Source organism: Colwellia sp. (assembly GCF_013214175.1).
Classification (GTDB): Bacteria; Pseudomonadota; Gammaproteobacteria; order Enterobacterales; family Alteromonadaceae; genus Colwellia.
In genome coordinates this window covers 31,002-51,932 of record NZ_JABSPA010000007.1, presented here as the reverse complement: position 1 = coordinate 51,932, position 20,931 = coordinate 31,002, and the positions used below count along the sequence as shown (strand labels likewise).

At 37.2% G+C, this 20,931-nt stretch carries 20 protein-coding genes and 1 tRNA gene; 10 read left to right on the top strand and 11 right to left on the bottom strand.

The features are described 5' to 3' along the window. Positions 1-178 precede the first annotated feature (178 nt). Positions 179-1,249, bottom strand: a complete 1,071-nt coding sequence (yejK, locus tag HRT55_RS15920; RefSeq protein ID WP_291622851.1) for a nucleoid-associated protein YejK — start codon at positions 1,247-1,249, stop codon at positions 179-181. A 114-nt stretch (positions 1,250-1,363) separates the two neighbouring features. Between yejK and HRT55_RS15915 the strand changes: the two genes are divergently transcribed. The 3 genes from HRT55_RS15915 to HRT55_RS15905 all read left to right on the top strand — a co-directional run bounded on the left by HRT55_RS15915 (position 1,364) and on the right by HRT55_RS15905 (position 3,638). After that, on the top strand, positions 1,364-1,570 hold the full coding sequence (locus HRT55_RS15915) for a DUF1414 domain-containing protein (protein ID WP_291622850.1): 207 nt from the start codon (positions 1,364-1,366) through the stop codon (positions 1,568-1,570). Positions 1,571-1,632: 62 nt separating this feature from the next. Continuing rightward, positions 1,633-3,399, top strand: a complete 1,767-nt coding sequence (locus tag HRT55_RS15910; RefSeq protein WP_291622849.1) for a DUF3413 domain-containing protein — start codon at positions 1,633-1,635, stop codon at positions 3,397-3,399. A 162-nt stretch (positions 3,400-3,561) separates the two neighbouring features. Continuing rightward, a tRNA-Pro gene (locus HRT55_RS15905) sits at positions 3,562-3,638 on the top strand. Between the two features lie 479 nt (positions 3,639-4,117). Here the strand turns inward: HRT55_RS15905 and HRT55_RS15900 are convergent. Together HRT55_RS15900 and HRT55_RS15895 are read right to left on the bottom strand one after the other, a co-directional pair. Beyond that, positions 4,118-6,193: a PAS domain-containing sensor histidine kinase gene (locus HRT55_RS15900; RefSeq protein WP_291622848.1), complete on the bottom strand. Its 2,076-nt coding sequence runs from the start codon at positions 6,191-6,193 to the stop codon at positions 4,118-4,120. A 21-nt stretch (positions 6,194-6,214) separates the two neighbouring features. Then, on the bottom strand, positions 6,215-6,868 hold the full coding sequence (locus HRT55_RS15895) for a histidine phosphatase family protein (RefSeq protein WP_291622846.1): 654 nt from the start codon (positions 6,866-6,868) through the stop codon (positions 6,215-6,217). Positions 6,869-7,202: 334 nt separating this feature from the next. On the opposite strand from HRT55_RS15895, the gene HRT55_RS15890 reads away from it, so the two are divergent. Further along, positions 7,203-7,526, top strand: a complete 324-nt coding sequence (locus tag HRT55_RS15890; RefSeq protein WP_291622844.1) for a hypothetical protein — start codon at positions 7,203-7,205, stop codon at positions 7,524-7,526. 132 nt (positions 7,527-7,658) lie between these two features. Here HRT55_RS15890 and HRT55_RS15885 read toward each other — a convergent pair whose 3' ends face one another. Further along, positions 7,659-8,453, bottom strand: a complete 795-nt coding sequence (locus HRT55_RS15885; RefSeq protein ID WP_291622843.1) for a LysR family transcriptional regulator — start codon at positions 8,451-8,453, stop codon at positions 7,659-7,661. 314 nt (positions 8,454-8,767) lie between these two features. Here HRT55_RS15885 and HRT55_RS15880 point away from each other — a divergent pair, with 314 nt between their 5' ends. The 3 genes from HRT55_RS15880 to HRT55_RS15870 all read left to right on the top strand — a co-directional run bounded on the left by HRT55_RS15880 (position 8,768) and on the right by HRT55_RS15870 (position 13,070). Beyond that, a complete protein-coding gene (locus HRT55_RS15880; RefSeq protein WP_291622841.1) occupies positions 8,768-9,847 on the top strand; it encodes a hypothetical protein in 1,080 nt (359 codons plus the stop codon). Positions 9,848-9,858: 11 nt separating this feature from the next. After that, positions 9,859-11,034 (top strand): conjugal transfer protein TraF, encoded by a 1,176-nt coding sequence (gene traF, locus HRT55_RS15875; protein WP_291622839.1) that lies wholly within the window; start codon positions 9,859-9,861, stop codon positions 11,032-11,034. Between the two features lie 404 nt (positions 11,035-11,438). Beyond that, positions 11,439-13,070, top strand: a complete 1,632-nt coding sequence (locus HRT55_RS15870) for an ATP-binding protein (protein WP_291622837.1) — start codon at positions 11,439-11,441, stop codon at positions 13,068-13,070. A 71-nt stretch (positions 13,071-13,141) separates the two neighbouring features. Here HRT55_RS15870 and arsH read toward each other — a convergent pair whose 3' ends face one another. Further along, positions 13,142-13,816 carry an arsenical resistance protein ArsH gene (gene arsH, locus HRT55_RS15865; protein WP_291622835.1) on the bottom strand — a complete coding sequence of 225 codons (675 nt, stop codon included), beginning with the start codon at positions 13,814-13,816 and terminating at the stop codon, positions 13,142-13,144. 248 nt (positions 13,817-14,064) lie between these two features. Between arsH and sigZ the strand changes: the two genes are divergently transcribed. Then, the gene (sigZ, locus tag HRT55_RS15860) at positions 14,065-14,610 is read left to right on the top strand and encodes an RNA polymerase sigma factor SigZ (protein WP_291622833.1); all 546 of its coding nucleotides are present in this window, start codon (positions 14,065-14,067) and stop codon (positions 14,608-14,610) included. A 75-nt stretch (positions 14,611-14,685) separates the two neighbouring features. On the opposite strand, the gene HRT55_RS15855 is transcribed toward sigZ, so the two are convergent. Next, on the bottom strand, positions 14,686-15,549 hold the full coding sequence (locus tag HRT55_RS15855) for an RluA family pseudouridine synthase (protein WP_291622831.1): 864 nt from the start codon (positions 15,547-15,549) through the stop codon (positions 14,686-14,688). A 250-nt stretch (positions 15,550-15,799) separates the two neighbouring features. Between HRT55_RS15855 and HRT55_RS15850 the strand changes: the two genes are divergently transcribed. Further along, a complete protein-coding gene (locus HRT55_RS15850) occupies positions 15,800-16,435 on the top strand; it encodes a hypothetical protein (protein WP_291622829.1) in 636 nt (211 codons plus the stop codon). Between the two features lie 324 nt (positions 16,436-16,759). On the opposite strand, the gene HRT55_RS15845 is transcribed toward HRT55_RS15850, so the two are convergent. The 4 genes from HRT55_RS15845 to HRT55_RS15830 all read right to left on the bottom strand — a co-directional run bounded on the left by HRT55_RS15845 (position 16,760) and on the right by HRT55_RS15830 (position 18,790). Further along, the gene (locus HRT55_RS15845) at positions 16,760-16,933 is read right to left on the bottom strand and encodes a hypothetical protein (RefSeq protein ID WP_291614256.1); all 174 of its coding nucleotides are present in this window, start codon (positions 16,931-16,933) and stop codon (positions 16,760-16,762) included. 179 nt (positions 16,934-17,112) lie between these two features. Continuing rightward, positions 17,113-17,364, bottom strand: a complete 252-nt coding sequence (locus HRT55_RS15840) for a hypothetical protein (protein WP_291622827.1) — start codon at positions 17,362-17,364, stop codon at positions 17,113-17,115. Between the two features lie 79 nt (positions 17,365-17,443). Further along, the gene (locus tag HRT55_RS15835) at positions 17,444-17,968 is read right to left on the bottom strand and encodes a redoxin domain-containing protein (protein WP_291623082.1); all 525 of its coding nucleotides are present in this window, start codon (positions 17,966-17,968) and stop codon (positions 17,444-17,446) included. Between the two features lie 87 nt (positions 17,969-18,055). Continuing rightward, positions 18,056-18,790 (bottom strand): EAL domain-containing protein, encoded by a 735-nt coding sequence (locus tag HRT55_RS15830; protein ID WP_291622825.1) that lies wholly within the window; start codon positions 18,788-18,790, stop codon positions 18,056-18,058. A 735-nt stretch (positions 18,791-19,525) separates the two neighbouring features. Here HRT55_RS15830 and HRT55_RS15825 point away from each other — a divergent pair. Beyond that, positions 19,526-19,948, top strand: a complete 423-nt coding sequence (locus HRT55_RS15825; protein WP_291622823.1) for a type II toxin-antitoxin system HicB family antitoxin — start codon at positions 19,526-19,528, stop codon at positions 19,946-19,948. Positions 19,949-19,980: 32 nt separating this feature from the next. On the opposite strand, the gene bioD is transcribed toward HRT55_RS15825, so the two are convergent. After that, complete coding sequence (gene bioD, locus HRT55_RS15820; RefSeq protein WP_291622821.1) at positions 19,981-20,889, bottom strand: ATP-dependent dethiobiotin synthetase BioD; 909 nt, start codon at positions 20,887-20,889, stop codon at positions 19,981-19,983. Between the last annotated feature and the right edge of the window lie 42 nt (positions 20,890-20,931).

Sequence of the window (20,931 nt, the reverse complement as noted above, 5' to 3'; positions counted from 1 at the left end):
ACTGTTTGAGCTATTGCTTTGATTTGTCATCTTCGTTTTCCAAATTTTTATGATTTTAATCAGTCACTGTATATATAAAGTAAGTAACTGTTTTATAATTGTATATTTTGTATGGTAGCGCTTAAAGCTAGGGTAACGCGTTACTTTATAGTTATGCGTTACCATGAATTATCTGTATTTACTCTTCTGGGGTTTGTTCGCCCTCAACTTTTTCACCTTCAAGCAGTGCCATTAATTGCTCTTTCAAATTAGGCGGCACTTTGAATATGGTTAACGAGTCATTATGTGGATTATACACTACGTCTTCGCCAAAATGACTACGCTCGAAACTTAAGCTTATGCCATTACCATAGCCTGAATATTTGGTGATTTTGTTAACCACTGCTTGCTCGTGTGGAAACGACTCTTCAATAGGATACGACTGTGTTTGGCAGAACTGGTAAAAGTCTTGCTCTGCACCTGCACTTTCAATAACTTTACCAATTTCTTGCAGTGATACATCTTGAGAACTGGCTTTTTGCTCTTTACAGTAGCTCAGTAAATCTTTGCGTGTTTTTTGCTTTTCTGCTGGGTCGAGTTGATTTACCGCAACATAATCTTCAACCGCTTGTACCAATGTTTGGGTTTGTTCTTTGGCGTTTAAACCTTCTTCACAGCCTAAAAAATCTAAGAAGAAGTCTGATACCTTGCGACCTGCTCTGCCCTTAATAAACGAGATATAACGATTACCTTGGTCATTTTCTTTGTAATCGAATAAATCAATACGGGCTGCCAGTTGTATTTTATTGGTATCTAGATGCTGCGCCGCTGAAATATTTAACTCACCATCAACACTGTAATGCTCAGACACCGGGATAACTGCTACTAATAAGTAACGGCCACCCATGTATTCATAATGACAGATAACAAAATAGCCGGTCTCTTCTATGTCATATTTTTCAATTTCATTTTTTAGTACATTGGCTGCTTGCGTACTAAAATCATAAAAACTTTGCTGTTCGGTTAAGTAGCTTTCCATTAAATCAACAAAGCGCGCGGCATCACCTTCACTCGGCATTGCTGAAAAACTGCCGTAAGCTTTATTACCTTTGGCATTATAAATGGTGTGTAAACCATCAACAAAGTTAGTCGTTTTGGCACTTTCTTGGGTGAAATCAGCAATCTCTGGCCCTAGGCGTAAGACAACTTCACCAGTATCTTCTTTCTTAGACAAAAAATGTAGTGCAATGTTTTGAATTATTATGCTCATATGATTTTTATGTTCTGCTTTAAATGTTGATGTTTTATATCTGCTATATATTAAATGGTGCAGGCATTTGATAAACTAGATAAATTAAATTTATCATTAACGAAAACTATTATTATGCCTATTGTATCTAAATATTCGAACGAACGTGTAGAAAAAATTATCCAAGATTTACTTGAGGTACTTATTAAAGAAGAAGCAACACCTGATTTAGGTCTAATGTGTTTAGGTAATGCGGTAACTCACGTGCTTAGCCAAGTACCTGAAAGCAAACGTAGTGCTGTTGTCGACAACTTTACCCGCGCATTAAAAAAATCTGTTTAAGCCCTTATTCAGTTTAAATACTTACTAGTTCAATTTCTCTGCAAAAAGAAGAATAATAATCAATGGTTTCTTTTGATACAAAAAGCTATAGCAAAAAACTATTACACTTGATCAGTTGGAGCCATTGGTTCACATTTTTCAATATTTTAGCAGCAATCGCACTATCCTCTTACTATTTATTTAGTGATCCCGCACCGACAACACTCTTTGGCCAAGTTTACTTAATAACAACTTGGGTGAGTCATATTGCCTTTTTGACCTTTATAAGTTTTGTTTTGGTGTTGTTTCCTTTAACGCTCGTTTTCCCTAATACAAAGTTCATTAGAACCAGTGGCTCTATCATTTTTGCCCTGGGTTTATTATTACTGATGCTCGATGCCTTTATCTATAGTCGCTTGGGTTATCACTTAAACGCCTCTTCAAGTTCACAAATCATTAGCTTGCTACAAGAAATTGCCAAAGAAAACAGCCTGTTTTTCACTATAGGTGGCGCACTGGCTATCGTTATTTTAGGTTTTGAGTTTATTGTTAGTAATTATGCTTGGAAGCACTTAAGGCAATTACAAAAAACGGTCTTTGCTCGCTTTGTTATTTTTGCTTTAGTTTTATCATTCTTCTTTAGTCATTTAAGCCATATTTGGGCTGATGCGAATCTTGATTATGATATTTTACGCCAAGACACAGTATTACCTTTATCTTATCCGGCCACCGCTAAAACGCTGTTAACTAAATATGGCTTATTTAATATTGACGATTATATCGAGCGTAAAAATAGCCCTTTATCGTTTAGTCACGCTATTCCTAGTTACCCGACTATTACTGCAGAGCTTTGCCCGAGTGAAGTAGCCAATACAACGCCGGCTAACTCGGTATTTTTAATTCTAACAGAGCAACAAGTCTCTATTAGTCAGCTAAATCAATTTAGCCATAGAGCCAATGCTATTAGCTTACATTTAACCAACAATATTGATACCGGTTTAAATGACGATGCTTGGTTTAACTTACTTTATTCTTTACCTAGTATTTATCAACAAGATATTTTAAAGCAAGGTGTTAAACCACTATTGTTTCAGCGTATTGACCAACAAGCCTTAGCAACAAGTTTAACGGTTATTTCTGATGAATTTACCGCTAATTCTGCGCTAGAAGATACAGAAGCTAGTTCCGATGAAAACACCCCCATCAACGAACCTCGTTGGTTTGAAGCGCTGTTTAGTAAAAAAACTGAACTGATCAATGTTTCAAGTTTACTCTTTGCTGAGAAGTTAAATAATAAAGCCCCTGGTTTGCATATTATCTACTTTAAAAATAGCCATATAACTAAGGCCAATAAAGCAGTAAAAAACAATAACCAATATCAATTTGAGCTATTTGTTGATGCTTTACTATTGGCACAGAAACAAAAAGCACAAAAAGATATCATTTGGATTAGCTCTATCGGCAATCAAAGTAATGAAACGCGTTTAAACACTAAACCCGCATTATTTATATATCCGCAAGAAACTAGCGTAAGCCATAAAGATGTGAGCTTTAATACCAGTAATATGGACTTACAGCCAACCTTAATGACCCAATGGTTAGGTTGTAAAATTAACTACAGTAATGGCAGTGACTTACCGTCATTGAATAAAGACAGAGTGATTGCCAATACCACCGATAAAGGCATTATTATCTTTAATAAAGATAAATCAGTGTTTGTTGACCAAAATGGCAATTTTCAAAGTTACTCAAGACAATTTGAATCACCAATAACGGTAAGCTCAGATTTCCCGTTAATGATTGATGGGGTACATTTTATTAAGAAGTTTACTCAGCAAGAACAACAGTAAACGTCATTTAGCTAAACAAAGTTGAGAGAAATCGCCCAATATCGAGTAATAGTTAGCCGGTTAAACAGTTAGGGCTAACTATTCAGTAATTTATCATTGCAATAGCTCGATAAATCATTAATATACAGGCGGTAAACTCGTTATCCCTAGAGTTTACATTGTCGGGGTATAGCGCAGCTTGGTAGCGCGCGCGTCTGGGGGACGTGAGGTCGCAAGTTCGAATCTTGCTACTCCGACCATATTACTACTATCAAGGCCCTGTTATGCAGGGCTTTTTTGTATCTACAGTTTAGCGAAAAGAGTAAAAAACAATTCACTACTTACTATGTCTAACACATGTCTAACAGTGAGCTAATTACTTTTCACTGATTAATTTATACACAGGTTAACCAATTTGTTGTTTGACCTGTTAGCTAACTTAATTAATGACACTACTTTTCTCCTAACCACTCCCTTTTCAAGTAAAGTAATCAACATTAATCACATAAAATACATAACGTTTGTTATGAAAAAAATAGTAATTAATTTAGGTTTATTGCTCAGTGATAATTGTTTTGTGGTGAAATTGAGCAAGTTAGGCATACGAAAATAGTTAGGATTTAAAAACTGCGTTTACTATGCAGCTTAAAACTCTAACTCTTGGTAGCGCATTAGGCGAAGATGATTGTGATTAAATACGCTATATCAAATTAATACTTCCAAGTGCTTAATCTAGATATCACCCGTCTGTTAGTTTTACCGGAAATTCAATGATGAATTCGGTTCCTTTTCCCACTTCACTACGGCAGGATATTTTACCTTTGAGATTGCATGTTATTAAATTGTACACTAAATACATGCCTAAACCGCTTCCGCCACACCCGCGCTTAGTTGTATAAAAAGGTTCAAAAATCATCGAGATATTAGCGATAGGGATACCCACGCCATTATCGCTATAATGTATTGTGGCTGTACTTGCTTCACTTTTAATTTCTATTCTGATTTCTCCCTGTTTATCACTATCAAATGCATGAATTATAGAGTTCATCACCAGGTTAGTGATGACTTGATAAATCGGACCTGGAAAAGCTTCAACAGTTAACGATCTATCACCTATCACATTTATTTTATGTGAATATTGCTTCGTTTCAGGTCTAAGACTAGTAATCACTTCACTTATATAGTCATGCAAGTTAAATTTTCGAGGCATTTCACTAGAGACATCAACAGCAACTAATTTAAAACTACTAATAAGATCTGAAGCTCGCATTAAGTTTACCAATAACATTCGAGTTGTTTCAGACGCTGTATCAACGAAATTTACAAAGTCCTTTTTACGGATGTTTTGACTTTCATAGGCAGTATTCAATACAGTAATTTTTTCATCTAAATAACTAGCAGCGGTAACACATATGCCTATAGGCGTGTTCAGTTCATGGGCAATACCTGCAACGAGTCGCCCAAGTAAGGCCATTTTTTCTGACTCTACCAATAAACCTTGTGCGCTTTGTAAATCTTCGATTGAAGACTGCAACTCAAATGTTCTTTTTTTAACCTTATCTTCAAGCTCTTCTTGATACTTTAATAAAACAGCTTCTGCTTCTACACGAAATGAAATGTCACTTATCGAAATTGTCTTTATCGTTTCTGTAGCAAGCTCTAATCTGGAAATTTTAGCTTCTATAGGAAACTCTTCACCGCTTTTTTTGAGCGCGGTTAATGACTCTGTATTCAGAGATAAATTACTCTCTCTTGTGCCTTCCTCGAAATAATCCACTATAATTGCATGTTGTTTTCGATAAGCTTGCGGAATTAATAGTGAAACATTTTCCCCCATTACATTTTTAGTATCAAAACCAAACATTTGTTCGGCTGCTTTATTAAATAATACTATTTTTTGTGAACTATCAATGGCAATAATAGCGGTTGCGGTTACATCTAATAAAGCAGCAATGCGTTTCTCGCTATCGGTCAAAAGAGCAACTTTATGTTTTAACTCCGCTGCCTGTCGCTTATTTTCATCTAACGCACTGGCGAAATGGCTTACTGCATTGTTTAATTCCTGCATATATTCGTCATTCTGTTCTGGTAAGCTGTTTATGTCATTTCCTTTCGAAAGACTAAGTAGCGCTTGGTTAATATTTCCTAACGAGTTTGCTAGGTTTCGGGAAAAATATAATGCAGAAATCAGCATCAGCGATATCAAGAAGATCGCCACCACGTTCAGTGCATTGTTTTGCCCTAGTGATATTTCAATTAAAGTGGAAGCGGAAGTCATTGCTTCAATGTGAGTACTTGATAAAGTTAATAACAGTCTGTTTAAATCTTGTAACACTTTGCCTGCTAATAATAATTCTTGCTCGGCGCGATTAACGTCAACACTGGATAACTCAATCGCACCAATAACTGCCGTTTTGTATAATATAAAAGCTGCTTTTATTTTCCGTAAATGCTCTATTTGATGCAATCCACCTCCAGAACTTCCGTTCCCTATACCAACTAAAAACTTTTGTTCGATTTCATGCAGGTTATTTAATATTTTCCGGCCTTCAAGGTAAACCTGCTCTTCGTCTTGATGTTTTTGCGCTGATAATAATAATAGGGTTAGTTGAGTATATTCGTCACCTAAAAGCAAAGAGCTTTGACTAACTCTTGTTATCAGTGGTAGGTTACTTTCGCTTAGGCGCTGCAGGACCGCACTATGTTCACGAATAATGGCATCGCTCGTTATATATAAGAGTATTGCTAATATTATGCCTATGATAGGTGCTATCAAAAACCGGCTGCGCAGTGAGAGGTAAGAAAATAACTTCATAAGTTAACCACTATTATTGTATTAATTAGGCCATTCATTTGGTTTGATCATGCCTAAAAATAGTAATTTACCCTGTTGTTTTTTAAAAACAACAATCACACCTTCTGGTTTAGGCCAAATGCCTAAACCGTCACGTAAATTTGATGTATGACCTACAAAAACTGCATTAGAATTTTCTGTAGAAGCTTGATACATCATTTGTTTAAGTTGTTCACCCAAGCGTTGCGATTCTTCAAGATTCTTACTAATAGAGAATTGTAACTTGGACTCAACGGTGAATTTTCCAAAGGTTATATCGGCAGTATGTTTCGCCCGACAATAAGGGCTAGATAAAACATCACCTATTGGTATTTTTAATTCACGAATAGCATTAGCAATTAGTTCCAATTGCTCACGTCCTGAATTGGATAGGTTTCTCTGCCGCGTACAGTCGCTAAAGTCCTGAGTATTATCTTTTTGTTCATGGTTGGTCATTCCATGGCGCATATAAATAATATAGCCGCCCGTTTGCAAACCATTGATAAGATCTACCGTAGATAAATTGAATTGAGTTTCTGTTGTCTTGGCTTGCTGAGCAGAGTTTAATTGTTCTGCCTGAGTAGTTGAATTAGTTAAATATGCATGAGTAATAATAACTGCGATGCTTAATATTAATGAAGATAAATTGAATCTCATACCAAGCCTCAATAAAAGCTATTGTATTCATGGTAATTATTATAGTTAAAACGATCGAAATGACAAAATTATCTTCAATGTGGATAGGGGGTTGAGCCTTTAAAATAGACCGTTTATGTATCGACTTTCTTATTATAAAAAACCAGATTAACAATCTATATCACTCAAACGGGAATTCATAAGAGTAACAGGCATATGGAATAAACGTTATTCCATATGATTTTTTCATTTAAGGCATGATGTACCTATTAACCGCGCTGGCGAAGAATGAGCAATCGCTGGCCCAAGAATTAAACCCTGATCCCGCCATCAAAATAGCAGCTTAATCAAAATAATGAAAAAATTAATAACAGCAGTATTACTAACAACAGCACTTTCTTTCAATGTATTAGCAAGTGAACAGTGTAGCGATGAAGATAAAAAAATAGTAGCCATGCAAGAGAAAAGCCTATATCACGGAGGGGGCAGAACAAGTTCAATAATGGCTTACGCTAGGATAACCATAGGCTCTACAGGTATGATTTATGGTGTTATTAATTCAGCGACAGGTATAGGTTTACTTAGTTTCGTGGTGTTTTTGGGAGGCGCTCTAGATATTTATATTAATAGTGAAAACGATGAAATAATCGAAAAATTAACTAAAAGCCTTTGTGCTTGATGTTTTTGTTGCTAAGTAAAAGGATAGTTCAACGTTTTATGTATACGTTTGATGTGATTTCAAACTCCCTTATAACATTACAGAAAGATTAGTTAGCTTAGCAATAAACGCCTACATACTTAGGTTTAACTATTACCACTGCGCTTGCTTCACTATTGGCGCACACAGCGCCATAAGCCATTGCACCTTTGCGGAGCTTCTTCTGGTGGCTTTACAAATCATAGCCACATCCGTTGGCGTATTTTTCTTTTGTGGATCATTTGCAAGGCCATAGGTGAAGTGATCATCCATTAACTGCCTCGACAGATATTGGTTATCTATGATGATACCCGGCTTTATCTCGGCATCCATCAATTGATAGATCCCGCTATATGCGTTGAAATCATCGATAATAGTTTTGACAAACTCCCCTTGGCGATTGCCAATAAATTGACCACTTACCGACATAAGCTTCGTTTGGTATAAACTCTGCGGTCTGTCTTTGAGTACGTGTACAGCTAAATCTACCTGCTCTTCGAGTAACAAGGCTTCACTGTGTAAGTTCCACTCTCGCAGTTCGATAACCGCCGGCGTTTGTTGTCTAATATTTGCTATCAATGTCTTACCAATGGGGATAATAAGTGGTGCAGCCAGGTGAATGGTTATTTTATCAAGTGTTAATGGATCAAAAGACTCCGGCTCAAGGGCACTATGCATCAACGCTAACGCCTCTTTCACCTTTGGCGCAATATTGTTTGCGTAGCTTGTTGGCTCTAATCCCGCAGACGTACGTACGAATAATGGCTCGCCAAGGTCTTCTGTTAATTTTGCTAGTACCTTAGAGACATAAGATTGTGAGCGGTTAAGTTTTAAAGCGGCTTTTTGAGTCGACCCCGCATGATAAAGCGTAATAAACACAGATAAAGAATTAAGGTCGAGTTGCTTCATAAATAAACAGGCATTCCAATAGCTAGAAAAGTGGTGGTTGGCGCCCTTTTATACCCTGTTTTTATGGGAAATTAAATAGCCCAATCAAGAAAACACACCGTGTATACAAAAGTTGCGCCAGCTCTCTTATATAACTTAACAGCCCACTTTGATTTATTAAAACTTTCATTTACTCTGATAAGACTCATTCAATCACTTTATTAATTAAGTATTTAATCAGGCTTCTTTAAAAAGAAGCCTATACTTTCAAGAGTTAATAAATACCAACAGCTTAAATTAAAAAGTATATTTTTGAATAGCATAAGGAAATTGCCATGAAAACAGCTTATCTACTCGCTATAATTCCCGTGAGTTTATTAATTACCGGTTGTGATGATACCGAAAGTGAACTGTGTCGTTATTACGTTCAAAACGATTTAGACAAAGGTAAGTTTGAGTCAGCTATTGCCCGTCTTGCTGATGAAAGTTGCCAACAAACCTATCCTACAAACGAGTATTTGGTGGATGTAAGTAGTGCTTATTTAGGCAAGTCAGGTTTGACGCTACCCGTTATTTTGCGGGCCATGATTGAAGATGAAACCGCTACCGAAGCACTTACTTTTGAAAGTTTTGTTGCTGAAATTACCGAATCAGCGACACCAACTGCACTATCAGACTTAGATATTTCGCGTACTTCACTCGATGAATATCTTGAAACTAATAGTTGTAAATCAATTGAATTCCCTACGTCGGCACAAAAAACTGTATGTTTGATCACCGGTTTTATTGATGTGTTAAAAACCACTATGGCCATTGATGCACTTACCGGTGGCAATGTTGCTGCATGGGCTGCTAATGAAAGTGGCGATAACCCTTCGATGCTTCGCTCAAGTTGCGCACTTAAATATAGCTATGAGCATAAAACTGATAACAACTTCTCAACGCCATATAACAATTGTGAAACGGGTGTAACCGTTGATAACAGCGAAGCAGTGACTTTTATTGCAAGTAACGGTAGTGAAAAAACATATAACTATTTAACCATCAGTTATCAAGGTGAACCGGAGTATTTTCTAGAGTCAACTATTCTTGGTAGTACCATATTTACTAAAAACTACTGTGAAGTTGACTATGCCATTTGTACTGATACTGACCTAAATACCTGTTATTCCTGCCCTCTAAGTCAAAGCGAAAAAGACCTTAATGTTAAAGATTATTTATTAGATGCATTAAACAGTGGCTTTGACAATATTGAAGCAGTAATTAAAAACTCTGGTCAAGATAGTGAAATAGATATTCAACAGTCCATTGATGATTTTAAATTAGAAATAAAAAGTGAAGGCTGTTCAGCAGTACCAGAGGGTGAAGATTGTTTCACTATGGATGACATTATTAATTATTTAAATAAAAAGTAAGGAATTTCATAATGAAAAAATGGATCGTGCCAGTACTAGCTGGACTTACATTAGCGCCTTTATCAAATGCAGCTGATCTCGCTTATCTATACAAGGATATGCGCATTATGGGAATGGGTGGTGCAAACATAGCATCAGGTGGTTACAGCAGTTCGGTATTTTCTAATCCGGCAGGTATTGCCAATTTACCAACCGATCATGGCTTTATTGTCGAGCTTCTTGGTATCAATGTCGCCGCCAGCTCTGATGCTAGCGATATTGTAAGCGACTTAGGTGATGCTATAGACAGTGATAATGAAGATGAAATCATTGATGTTTTGGAAAAATATTCAGGTCAACGTACCCACCTTGATGTCGCTAACTATAGTTCAGTAAGCAAAAACCATGGTAACTATGCTTGGACTGTTGGTTTATTAGCCGCTACGGATGTTAACTTAACCCCACATGCCAACAATATAGATAGCATTCTAGAAGTACAAAGCCGTGGCTATGGTGGAATAACAGCTGCATATTCATATACTTTTAAGAAAGTAGGTAATGGAAATATACACGTTGGCTTAGGTGCAAAATACCTTTTCCAGAAATCTTTTGAAGGTAAACTAACCCCTGGTGATCTATTAAATGGTGATGATATAGGTGATGAACTTCGCGATAGAATGGAAAGTGATAGCGATGGTTACTCGATTGACTTAGGAGTGATTTATCAGTTTATTTATATGAAAGATCTCAACCCTGCTATTGGTTTAAGTATTATGAATATAGGTAACCTAGAATTTGACGATAGCTATGGAGGACAACCGACAACGGTCAATATTGGAGCCTCAATTGAGCCAACTATCCCTTTCATCAAAAAAACACGTATTGCGCTAGATTATGTTGATTTGTTTAATGCTAATAAATACCGTATCTATAATTTAGATAAAAGCGGTAAAGTAAGTTATAGCGATTACAAAGATAGTGATTTTATTAAACGTCTACGTTTTGGTATCTCAGGCTTAATCTATGAGAACAGTTGGTCGTCTTTAGAAGTTGCCACAGGTGTTTATCAAGGAGGCTTAACCGCAGGTATCGACTTTACTGCTTCAGTGTTCCGACTCGGTTTCGCTACCTATGAAGAAGAAACGGGCCCTGAGTATGGTGATGAATCAGACAGACGTTATTCGATAAACCTTAGTATCGCATGGTAAAAAATTTCTACGCCTTTTACCTCTATCTAACCGCCTGACTAATAGGACCCTAGTTAAAATAAGAAAGCTCTTGATGAACAGGAGCTTTTTTATGGTTGCCATTTAACAAATGTTGTTGAAGTTTTTTTCTGTTACTGAGCAGATAATTATCCTCAATGTATTTGGTCTATACTTCCAAAGAGTTAGCGTTACCTATTTGGCCTATGTATGCATGAATTAATATCTGATAAATTACTTTATCAAGACAATAAATATGCCGCAGGCAAACGGCAGGAAAAATATTACCCTCAGTTACCCCTGGAATCAGAGATTAAAAGCCAAAGAGTTTTGCCCAAGGAGATCTACCCAGACAAAGATGTGATGGCTATCTTTAATGCGATACTTAATCTCGATCACCCCATTAGATGAAGTCCTTTAAAGAACGCGGTTTTCAATTTATATACAACAATACCTGGCTGTTGTTAATTTTACTTTTTATCAGCAGCAGCAGTATCATTGTCTGGTACATGGCAAAACAACAAAGTGCCTTAGTTGAATCCATAAGTATTAAAAATGCCGAATTATATCTTGGCGCAATTACCGAATTTCGTACCATCTATACCTCTGAAGTAGTTAATCGACTTAAAACCAGTAACATTTCCATTGTGCACGATTATCACGGACGCGCTGACGCTATTCCATTACCGGCAACGTTAAGCATGTTGCTGGCAAAACGAATTGGCCAACGCAATGTTGGTACTAAAGTCAGACTATACAGTCCGTTTCCTTTTCCTTGGCGTAAAGCCGACAGTGGCTTACAAGATGATTTTGGTCAATCGGCATGGGAATTCTTTCAAAAGTACCCTGACTCACCCTATTTCTCCTTTGATGTCATCGGAGAAAGTCGAGTACTACGTTATGCGGTTGCCGATCAAATGCGACCAGATTGTGTTGAATGTCATAACAGTCATCCAGATACACCAAAGTCAGACTGGAAAATTGGCGATGTACGCGGCATTTTGGACGTTACTCTGCCTATAGGTGAATTTGAGCAACAAGCACAAGCTAACCTCATGGGTTTTACTTGGCTGATATTAGGTGCTTCCCTAGTTGGTTTATTTACCCTGTTGCTGTTAATTGGTCGGCTCAAATTTAACTACCAGCAATCTCAAGAGAAATTAAATATTGAGATAGGACAAGGTAAACTGGCTCAAATTAAGATGTTAGAGTTTAACGAAGAGTTACAGCACACACTGTTAGAGCTTAAACATACGCAAGACTCATTAGTCGAGCAAGAAACTATGGCAGCACTCGGTAGCATGGTTGCTGGCGTAGCTCATGAAATTAATACCCCAATTGGTATTTGTGTCACTGCCGCTTCTATATTTGAAGAAGAAACTCAAGACATTATCTTGCAAGCTGAAAAAGGAAAGTTAAGTAAACTAGTGTTTGAATCTTATACTAAGAAGTCGTTAGACAGTGTTCAAATAATGGCTTATAACCTGCAAAGAGCCTGTGATTTAATTGATAACTTTAAGCAAGTTGCCGTGGACCAAACCAGTCATGAACGTCGTATATTTAATGTTAATACTTACCTTAAAGCGATTGTAAACTCCCTTACACCTCAAACCCAAGGTCAGGTTAAGCATGTATTGATTGATTGCTCTGAGGTATTAGAGCTAGATAGTTTTCCTGGTGCCTTATCGCAAGTGATCACTAATTTAATCACCAATTCAGTCAAATATGGTTTTGATGGCATTACCAATGGTGTTATCTCTATTAAAGTTGAGGTGAGCGCGGATTATATGACTATTCGTTATCAGGATGATGGCAAAGGCATTCCAGAGAAGTTGCACAAAAAAATATTTGAACCCTTCTATACCACAGGTCGAGATAGCGGTGGCAGTGGTTTGGGTCTGCACATTATTTACAATATAATTGTTCAGCTGTTTAAAGGAACAATTATTTGTCATGATTGTCAGGGTAACGGCGTGGTATTTGAAATAATGTTGCCATTCAATGAGTCATTAAAACTTACTGCGGCAAATAGTAATTAATAGCTTTTGTACTCTATCGCGATAGAATGCGCCAGTAATCTAGCCCTGGCGCAAAGTTATTTGCATGCAACTTACATAGCGATCAATTTTGGTTGACCGGCACGTCTCTCGCTATATCTGTCTAGTAAAAATTCACTTTGATCTCTGGTTAAATAAGTGAAACGCATTAACTCTTCCATCACATCAACAATACGTTCTCTATAAGAGGACGCTTTCATTATGCCCTCTTCAGTAAACTCGTTATAAGCTTTTGCTACCGATGATTGGTTCGGAATTGTTAACATTCTCATCCAACGGCCTAATATTCTCATATTGTTGATTGCATTAAAGCTTTGTGATCCCCCGGTGATTTGCATAACGGCTAAGACTTTGCCTTGCGTTGGCCTAACTGCACCCATTGACAAAGGTATCCAGTCTACTTGGGTCTTCATTACGCCGGACATATTGCCGTGTATCTCCGGTGACGACCAAACTTGTGCTTCAGACCATTGCACTAATTCTCTCAGCTCTATTACCTTAGGATGATCTGCAGAGTCATTGTTATCAAATAATGGCAGCCCTCTAGGATTAAAAAACTTAACTTCAGCGCCCATTGTTGTCAAAATACGCCCAGCTTCTTCAGCGGTTAATCGACTAAAAGAAGTTTCTCGCAAAGAGCCATATAACATTAATATTCTTGGTTTATGCATACTGACATTATTAGCGGTAGGCTTTAGGTTAAATTGTTCGTTTTGTAAGAAGTTCATAACATTCTCTAATTAGTTCATTTACCCATAAGACGGTTCACATAACTAAAAGACGAAAAACAAATGATAAAACATTAACAATAAGTATTTAACTCGGTTTCTTCGCCTTTTCAGTTTATCGTTAGACTAAGATATACTCGTTCCCCTAAGGTGCAATTGAACGAGTATCGAAGTAGAGTTACAGAAATACCTCACTGAGGTATTTAAACAATTAAAGCCTTGGGTGAGAGCCGGAGATTATCAGTAAAATGAACATAGAAGATATATGGAAAGAATACAGTACTGCTTTAAAACGGTTTTTACATGCGAAGATTTCTAATGAAGCCGATGTAGACGATTTATTACAAGATATTTTGATAAAAACCTATAACAATTTAGCTGCAGTAAAAACACAAAAGAGTGTGAAGTCTTGGTTATTTCAGATAGCTAATAACACCATTATTGACTATTACCGCAAGAAAGGTCGTGTTCAAGATGCCAATGTTGAGAGAAACTGGGCAGAGGACGATGTTCAGGAGATCACCATTGACTTATCAAACTGTATCTCACCCTTTATTAATGCACTACCAGAAGAAAATGCGAACTTACTAACCGCTATTGATGTTAATAATCAATCACAAAAAGAATATGCTGAGCAGTTAGGGATAAGCTACTCAACGCTAAAATCGCGGGTGCAAAAGAGTCGCGGTTTACTTAAAAAGGTATTTGATGATTGTTGCCATTTTAAAATTGATAAAATCGGTAATGTATATGATTATGAAGTTAAAACAAAGAAATATGATAGTTGCGACTAACTGTTCTGTACTTTTTTTTTGACGGTGTCATATAAAGCTACACCGCCAAAAAACCATCTCAATAAACAGCTGAGCCTATCTCAACAACGTGACTAAATCATTGGGCATAGGTGCTTCAATGGTTAGTCGATCACCTTTTGGCCGAGTAATTGATAGACGCTGTGCATGTAGCCCCATACGAGGACCATCAGTACCATAACGTGGGTCACCGACAACGGGATAACCTAACCAAGATAAATGGGCTCGTATCTGATGTTGACGGCCGGTATCGAGTCTAACTTCGAGTAAAGAGCGTTTATTAACGCTGCGCAAAGTACTGAAATGGGTAATGGCAGTTTTAGCGTCATCATGGGTACCAACATGCATCTTGTATTGCTTGTCATCTAACCTAAGCGGTTGATTGATAGTGCCACTGTTAGGCTGTGGAATGCCTTCAACCACAGCCAGATAAACCTTATCGGCCTCTGCCCACTTGGCGTTAATCGCCTCACGCATTTCTCGTGAAGTCGCAAACATTAAAACCCCTGAGGTATCTCGGTCGAGTCGGTGTACTGGCCACAACTTAACTCCCTTATTGGCCTTTGACAGCTGATTACGTAACATCGCCAGCGCAGTCAGTTTATTCTCTTTGGCCGTGGCTACAGACAACAAGCCCGCTGGTTTATTAATGACAATTAGGTCGCGGTCACTAAACAATATTTCCAATTTTGCACTAGCCGGCTTACCTTTACTGGCGTCAAAACGTTTCCCCTGTGCCATTACCTCAACATCATCACCAGCATGTAGTGGATGATCATGTTTAACAACAGACTCACCGTTTACTATTACGTAACCAAGTTGTAGTCGCTGTTTAATCTTCTTTTTAGACCAGCCTTGTAACTTGGCATTTAGAAAAATTAACAGGCTACCGGCCTCTTTCACTCGTAATTTGTCTGACATTATTGGTATTTCCTCATAACAATGGTGTTATTAACCGCTAATAAGCGTGGCGGCTAGCACTATTTTAGATATTGCCACGCAGTTTACCTATGAATAGACTGACTAGCTAGATTAGCAGCCGCTTTAGCGTTTTTTATTTATCTTATTACTGTTAATATGTCGCTTTGATAAAAGTTCGCCCAAGCACTGCCTCTCTCGCAAGTCTGCATATTCAGTGTTTCGGTCTACATCAGCATTTAAGGGTTAAATAGTGGACGCTTTTACAGCCAAGCAAACCGAACATACCGAAGGACGATCTCACCCTTGGACTTCGATGATTACGGACGAAAGCAGTATTTATATGGACTTCAAGAAAAATCCAAAATTGATACGTACTGCACTAGAAGACTTTCAGCCCTTTAATAAATGGCCCTTTGCCGATACTTTTTATTCTCTGGTCGAATGGCTGAACAGCCCGGCGTCATTACTTGAAAGCAATGACTGTACTTTTAATGCCTTAGAAGATAACCCTGATGAGCAATATCCCTATGCTAAGAAGTGTAGTGCCCGCTTAATGATATTGTTCCGTGATATTGAAGAGAATTGTCAGCAGCGCAGTATCGACTGGCTAATGCAAAATATACTGCAAAACGTTGCCAGTACCAAACTAGGTTTTCGAGCGGGCGCTATTTGTTTATCTCAATCGGCTACTTGTTACCTCGCACTAGGTGATAAAGAAGATACCGGCGGCATGGGTCAGCAAGTAGTACTAACATTCTTTGCTTACGGAAAAAATGAGCGTCGTTGTTATGAACACATGCAACAAGTTATAAGCCATGCACACCAGTGTTTAAAAGCCGTCAATAAAAAGCTTAAAAATGGTGAGCTGGAGGCAATATATAGTTAAGGAACAAAGGCCGCATTAAAGTGAATGGTAAGACAAAATGATTGCTATCATTAGGTGTGCTTGTTTAGCGCTTTAGCAATATAAACAGTGAATACCAATGAATAAATAGTTACGCGTTACACTGTGACTTATTAACACTTTACTGTTACTTAAAGTAAAGTGTTAATAAATGTATTTTTGGAGCCTGAAATCGCTTGTTTTAGCTGTTGGTAACAAACCCTTAGTTGCTAAAGACACTTAACGACAAAACAATGCCAATAAAAAAGCCCATAGTAATTAACTACGGGCTTTTTTATTCGCACTCATTAATAAAAATGTTTGCGACTAATCTTCATTAACTAAAGTGATTTTACTCGCATACATCTGTAAAAAATAATGAATACGGTTAGATCGCCTTTTCGATAACATCACTCTAATATTGCCAGCAAGCAATGCCTCACTGCGCTTTATCTTAATTAATGGCACAAAAGGTTTGTTATCAATGCTGATGGTAGTCATATGATTGCATACAGCTTTTATTCTTGCTTGTTCAATATCCAATGATCAAATCCTGGTAGGAGTTATTTAGGCATATGATAGCGGGCAAAAAAATCAGAACTGCTATAAGTTGTTCTATAAATGTGTTTAATTGTTTTTAGTTACTAAATAAAGCGCAATAGCAACAATGGGTTAACGCTCTATTTACACCAGATTTTGCCACCAATGATTTTAAATGCGGGTGTGCCTCGAATTAAGCAGTCTCGGGCAAAAACTTTGTCACATTTAGGGCAAGTGCAAGGCGTTTCAGTATAATCTTGACTGATCCGCTCTTTAAAACATTTCAGTAAAGCGCCCTTACCTCCTTTTCGATATTTGAACAGCAAGAAGTTACAGCCCTTGCAATAGATATCAACAGTTTTGCTCGGGCCTTTTTTATTGGGTTTTGCCATAAAGTGCTCTTATCAGCTTATGCCTTGACTGATAAACCATGCTTGCGTTAAGGAATATTTTATCAGTCGTATTGATTCACTATTTTTTAGCAATACCTAGAGCGCCTAAAGTCTTCGCCATATCTTCAGCGGCTGTTTTAGGACTAATATCGTCATCTATTTTCAATATTTTACCTTCTTTAGATATATAAAAAGTCACGCGACTAGCAACTCTAAACATATTTAGTACTTGATACGCCTTTGCTGCTGCTTTAGTCGGATCACTTAACATAGGGAAATCGGCACCGGTTTTCTCAGCAAAGGCGCGATTATCATCAATTGGGTCAACACTTGCCATGACATAGCTAACATCATACTCGCGAATAAGGTGGCCTTGCTCGGTTAACGATTTACATTCAATAGTACAGCCACGTGTGTTAGCCATAGGATACCAAGCTAAGACTACCGCTTGTTTACCTTGGTAGTCGCTTAGCTGATAAATGTCGCCTGTGGTTGCCTGTAAGCTAAAATTTGGCGCGGTATCACCGACCTTTAGCTCAGTAGCAAAAGCAGAAAAACCAACGACGCTGACTAGACTACAAAGAATTCGAAGAGATTTTTTCATATTAATTTTCATGTTAGTACTCTTTATTGAATGGGGAAAATAAGAATTAATGACAGTGTATTGTGTTCATAACTTGATTAACAGTAATTAGCTGACGTTCTTAAAAAGATGACGATAATGGAAGCCTTGGACAAAATCACATTTAAGCTGCTGCGCAAGGCGCAAGTCATCCGCAGTTTCAACCCCTTCAAGTATTATTTTTTTATTGGTACTGTGCGCGTAATCGATAATAGATTTAACCAGTAACATGAAATTGCGATTGTGTTTATTTTTTATGACAAACTTATCAAGCTTAATGTAGTTAACAAGTTGGATAACAGAGGTCGATATCATGGATTGTGGATTACACACATCATCTATAGCGGTAGGGATATTGTTTTTAGCTAGGTTATCAATCATAGCCAAACTCATGATGGCATCATTAATTTCTGAGTTTTCTATTAACTCAACCACCACATTCGATTTTTGAAATTCTTTAAACAATTTTAAAAAGGGATTGCTTTGACCAATAACTCCACAGGAGAAATAAGAGTCCTGATCTAAATTAACAAAAATATCATGACCATTAACGGCATAAGATAATTGTAATTTTTTTTGTTGGTATTCAATTTGGAACAAACTTAATGGGCTGGTATGTAGAGACTCATAAACGAGGTCGGGCCGAATAGACTTGTTATCAGCGGTATAGAATCTTGCCAGAGATTCATAAGCAAAAACTTCTTGGCTTTTGCAACTTATTATTGGCTGGTATTCAACACCAAAACGTTTATTTTCGAGCAGATCAATTAAACACTCAGCGTTGAGTAATTTCTTATCTTTCATTAATTACAGCTGATAATTACTTAGTCAGCTATTCCTACAACATATATGGAAAGTACATTGTAAATAAGAATCATTATCACGTAAAGGAGTGTTTAACGAATTACGTTTGTTTGCCATTTATTTGCGCGTTATCACCTAAATATGAGTAACATTTGACCTTAAATAATAAAGATTCAAGCTTTCTCTATCTATGCTGACTGTCTTACTGCAATCTTTATTGTTGAAGGTGATGATGCTTGTGGCAATGCTTGCCAGTTAACTTCAATGATTTTCCTTTGCTCAAGAATGAATATTCACCTATGAATGATTTACCATGAAAAATCACGGTGAATATTCAGCCACTATTGTTCATGCAATGCTAGCTGTATATCAGCAGTTTTCTATTAATATATCATTTTTGGCTGTAAAATTTATAACCCTAGCCACATACAATTAATCGTTATTCAAGTCCTCAGTAGTTAACCACTAGTGCAGGAAAATTATTGTTAAAAATATCAACAAAACTTTCATTTAATATTTAATATTTCTCATTATCAAATCGCTGTAATCATAGTAAACATTTACCTACAGAAAGACTCTAGGGTTATCAGAGTTATCATTAACGGAGTTGATTAGAGTTACCAGGGTTATAGTTAGCTATAGCAAAGAGTTATAGGGGTTATCACACTGTTGCTATTTTGGGTTATCAGAGTTATGGTTATTAATTGAGCTTTTTAGTGGTGTAGGGAGTTAACAATGAAGTATGCGGTGGTGTTTACCCAGGTCGATAAAAGTACAGCTTATCAAGTGTCTGTACCTGATCTTCCGGGCTGTCAAATTACTGAAAAAACAATTGATTTAGGCATGGACGAAGTGACTAAAGCAATACAGTCACATCTTGCTATTTTGGCGGAATACGGTGAAAAGGTTCCGAATGCTCAAGGTTTAGAGCACCATAGAAAAATCTATATATTGGAAAACCCACATACCTTTGCACAAGCTTTTTGGGCAATAGTCAGTATTGATATTATCCCCTACCTTGGTAAGAGCCATAAAATAAACGTTACCCTGCCGGAATTATTGATTGCACAAATTGATAACAAGGTAAGTAAGTCTTCGGAATATAAAACCCGTTCAGGATTTATTGCCAGTGCTTGCGTGGCAGAATTAGAAAAATAGTTAAATTAATAGTTAGATAAACTGAGCTCAGCTTATTTAAGTAACGGTGCTAAATTTATTTTCCGGGCAGCAAGATTAATTTTTTCATCGAAGCTTATCTCATTACCCTGGCTATCGACATCATTAAAATAATCGAACTGGGCAATTTTCGGCATAGGTAAAAGCTGCTCTAACTCAGTGACATTTTCTGCCAAATTATCCATTGGCTCACTTGCTGCACAATTGGCAATCCATGCAATACAATGTAGACCATCAGCTTTAATCGTTTCATAGGTTAACAAAGCATGATTCAAACAACCCAACTTCATATTAACAATGAGAATAACTTCTAGCTCAGCTGCTTTAACAAAGTCCGATAAAAATTGGTAAGCTGGTTTTTGACCATCAGCAGTAAGTGTATTGTTAGGACTATTACTTTTATTATTACTAGTACTAATAGCAGTATTAATATTTAACGACATTGATTCAGCTGACAAAGGAGCAAGCGATGATGGACCAAGCGGCAAGCGCCAACCACCAGCGCCCTCCACCAAAGTGACATCAGCATTCAATGATTTTACTGCTAGGTAATGATGATTAATATCAGCAACATTGATTTTTTGATTTTGTTTTTTAGCTGCTATGTGCGGCGCGATCGGCTCGGCAAAGGCAATCGGATTAATATCAATAATGCTTTGTCCGCAGTTTGCAAATTCACTGAGTAACTTAGCATCTTCATTAATAAGTTGACCCTCGACTAATTCACAACCGGCGGCAACGGGTTTGAAGGCCGCGACTTTGCTTGGCTTATTCACACAAACATTAGTATCGCCAGCCACAAACTGAGTTGAAACTTGACAGTTAGTTTTTGTAGGAGCTTGAGTTAACGCCTTAATTAATGCGCAGCTGACAAAAGTTTTACCGGCATCGGTATCTGTCGCGGTGATAAAAAATTGTTTCATACTGTTTTTGTTATACCTTAACTCACTATTTAATCGCACTGT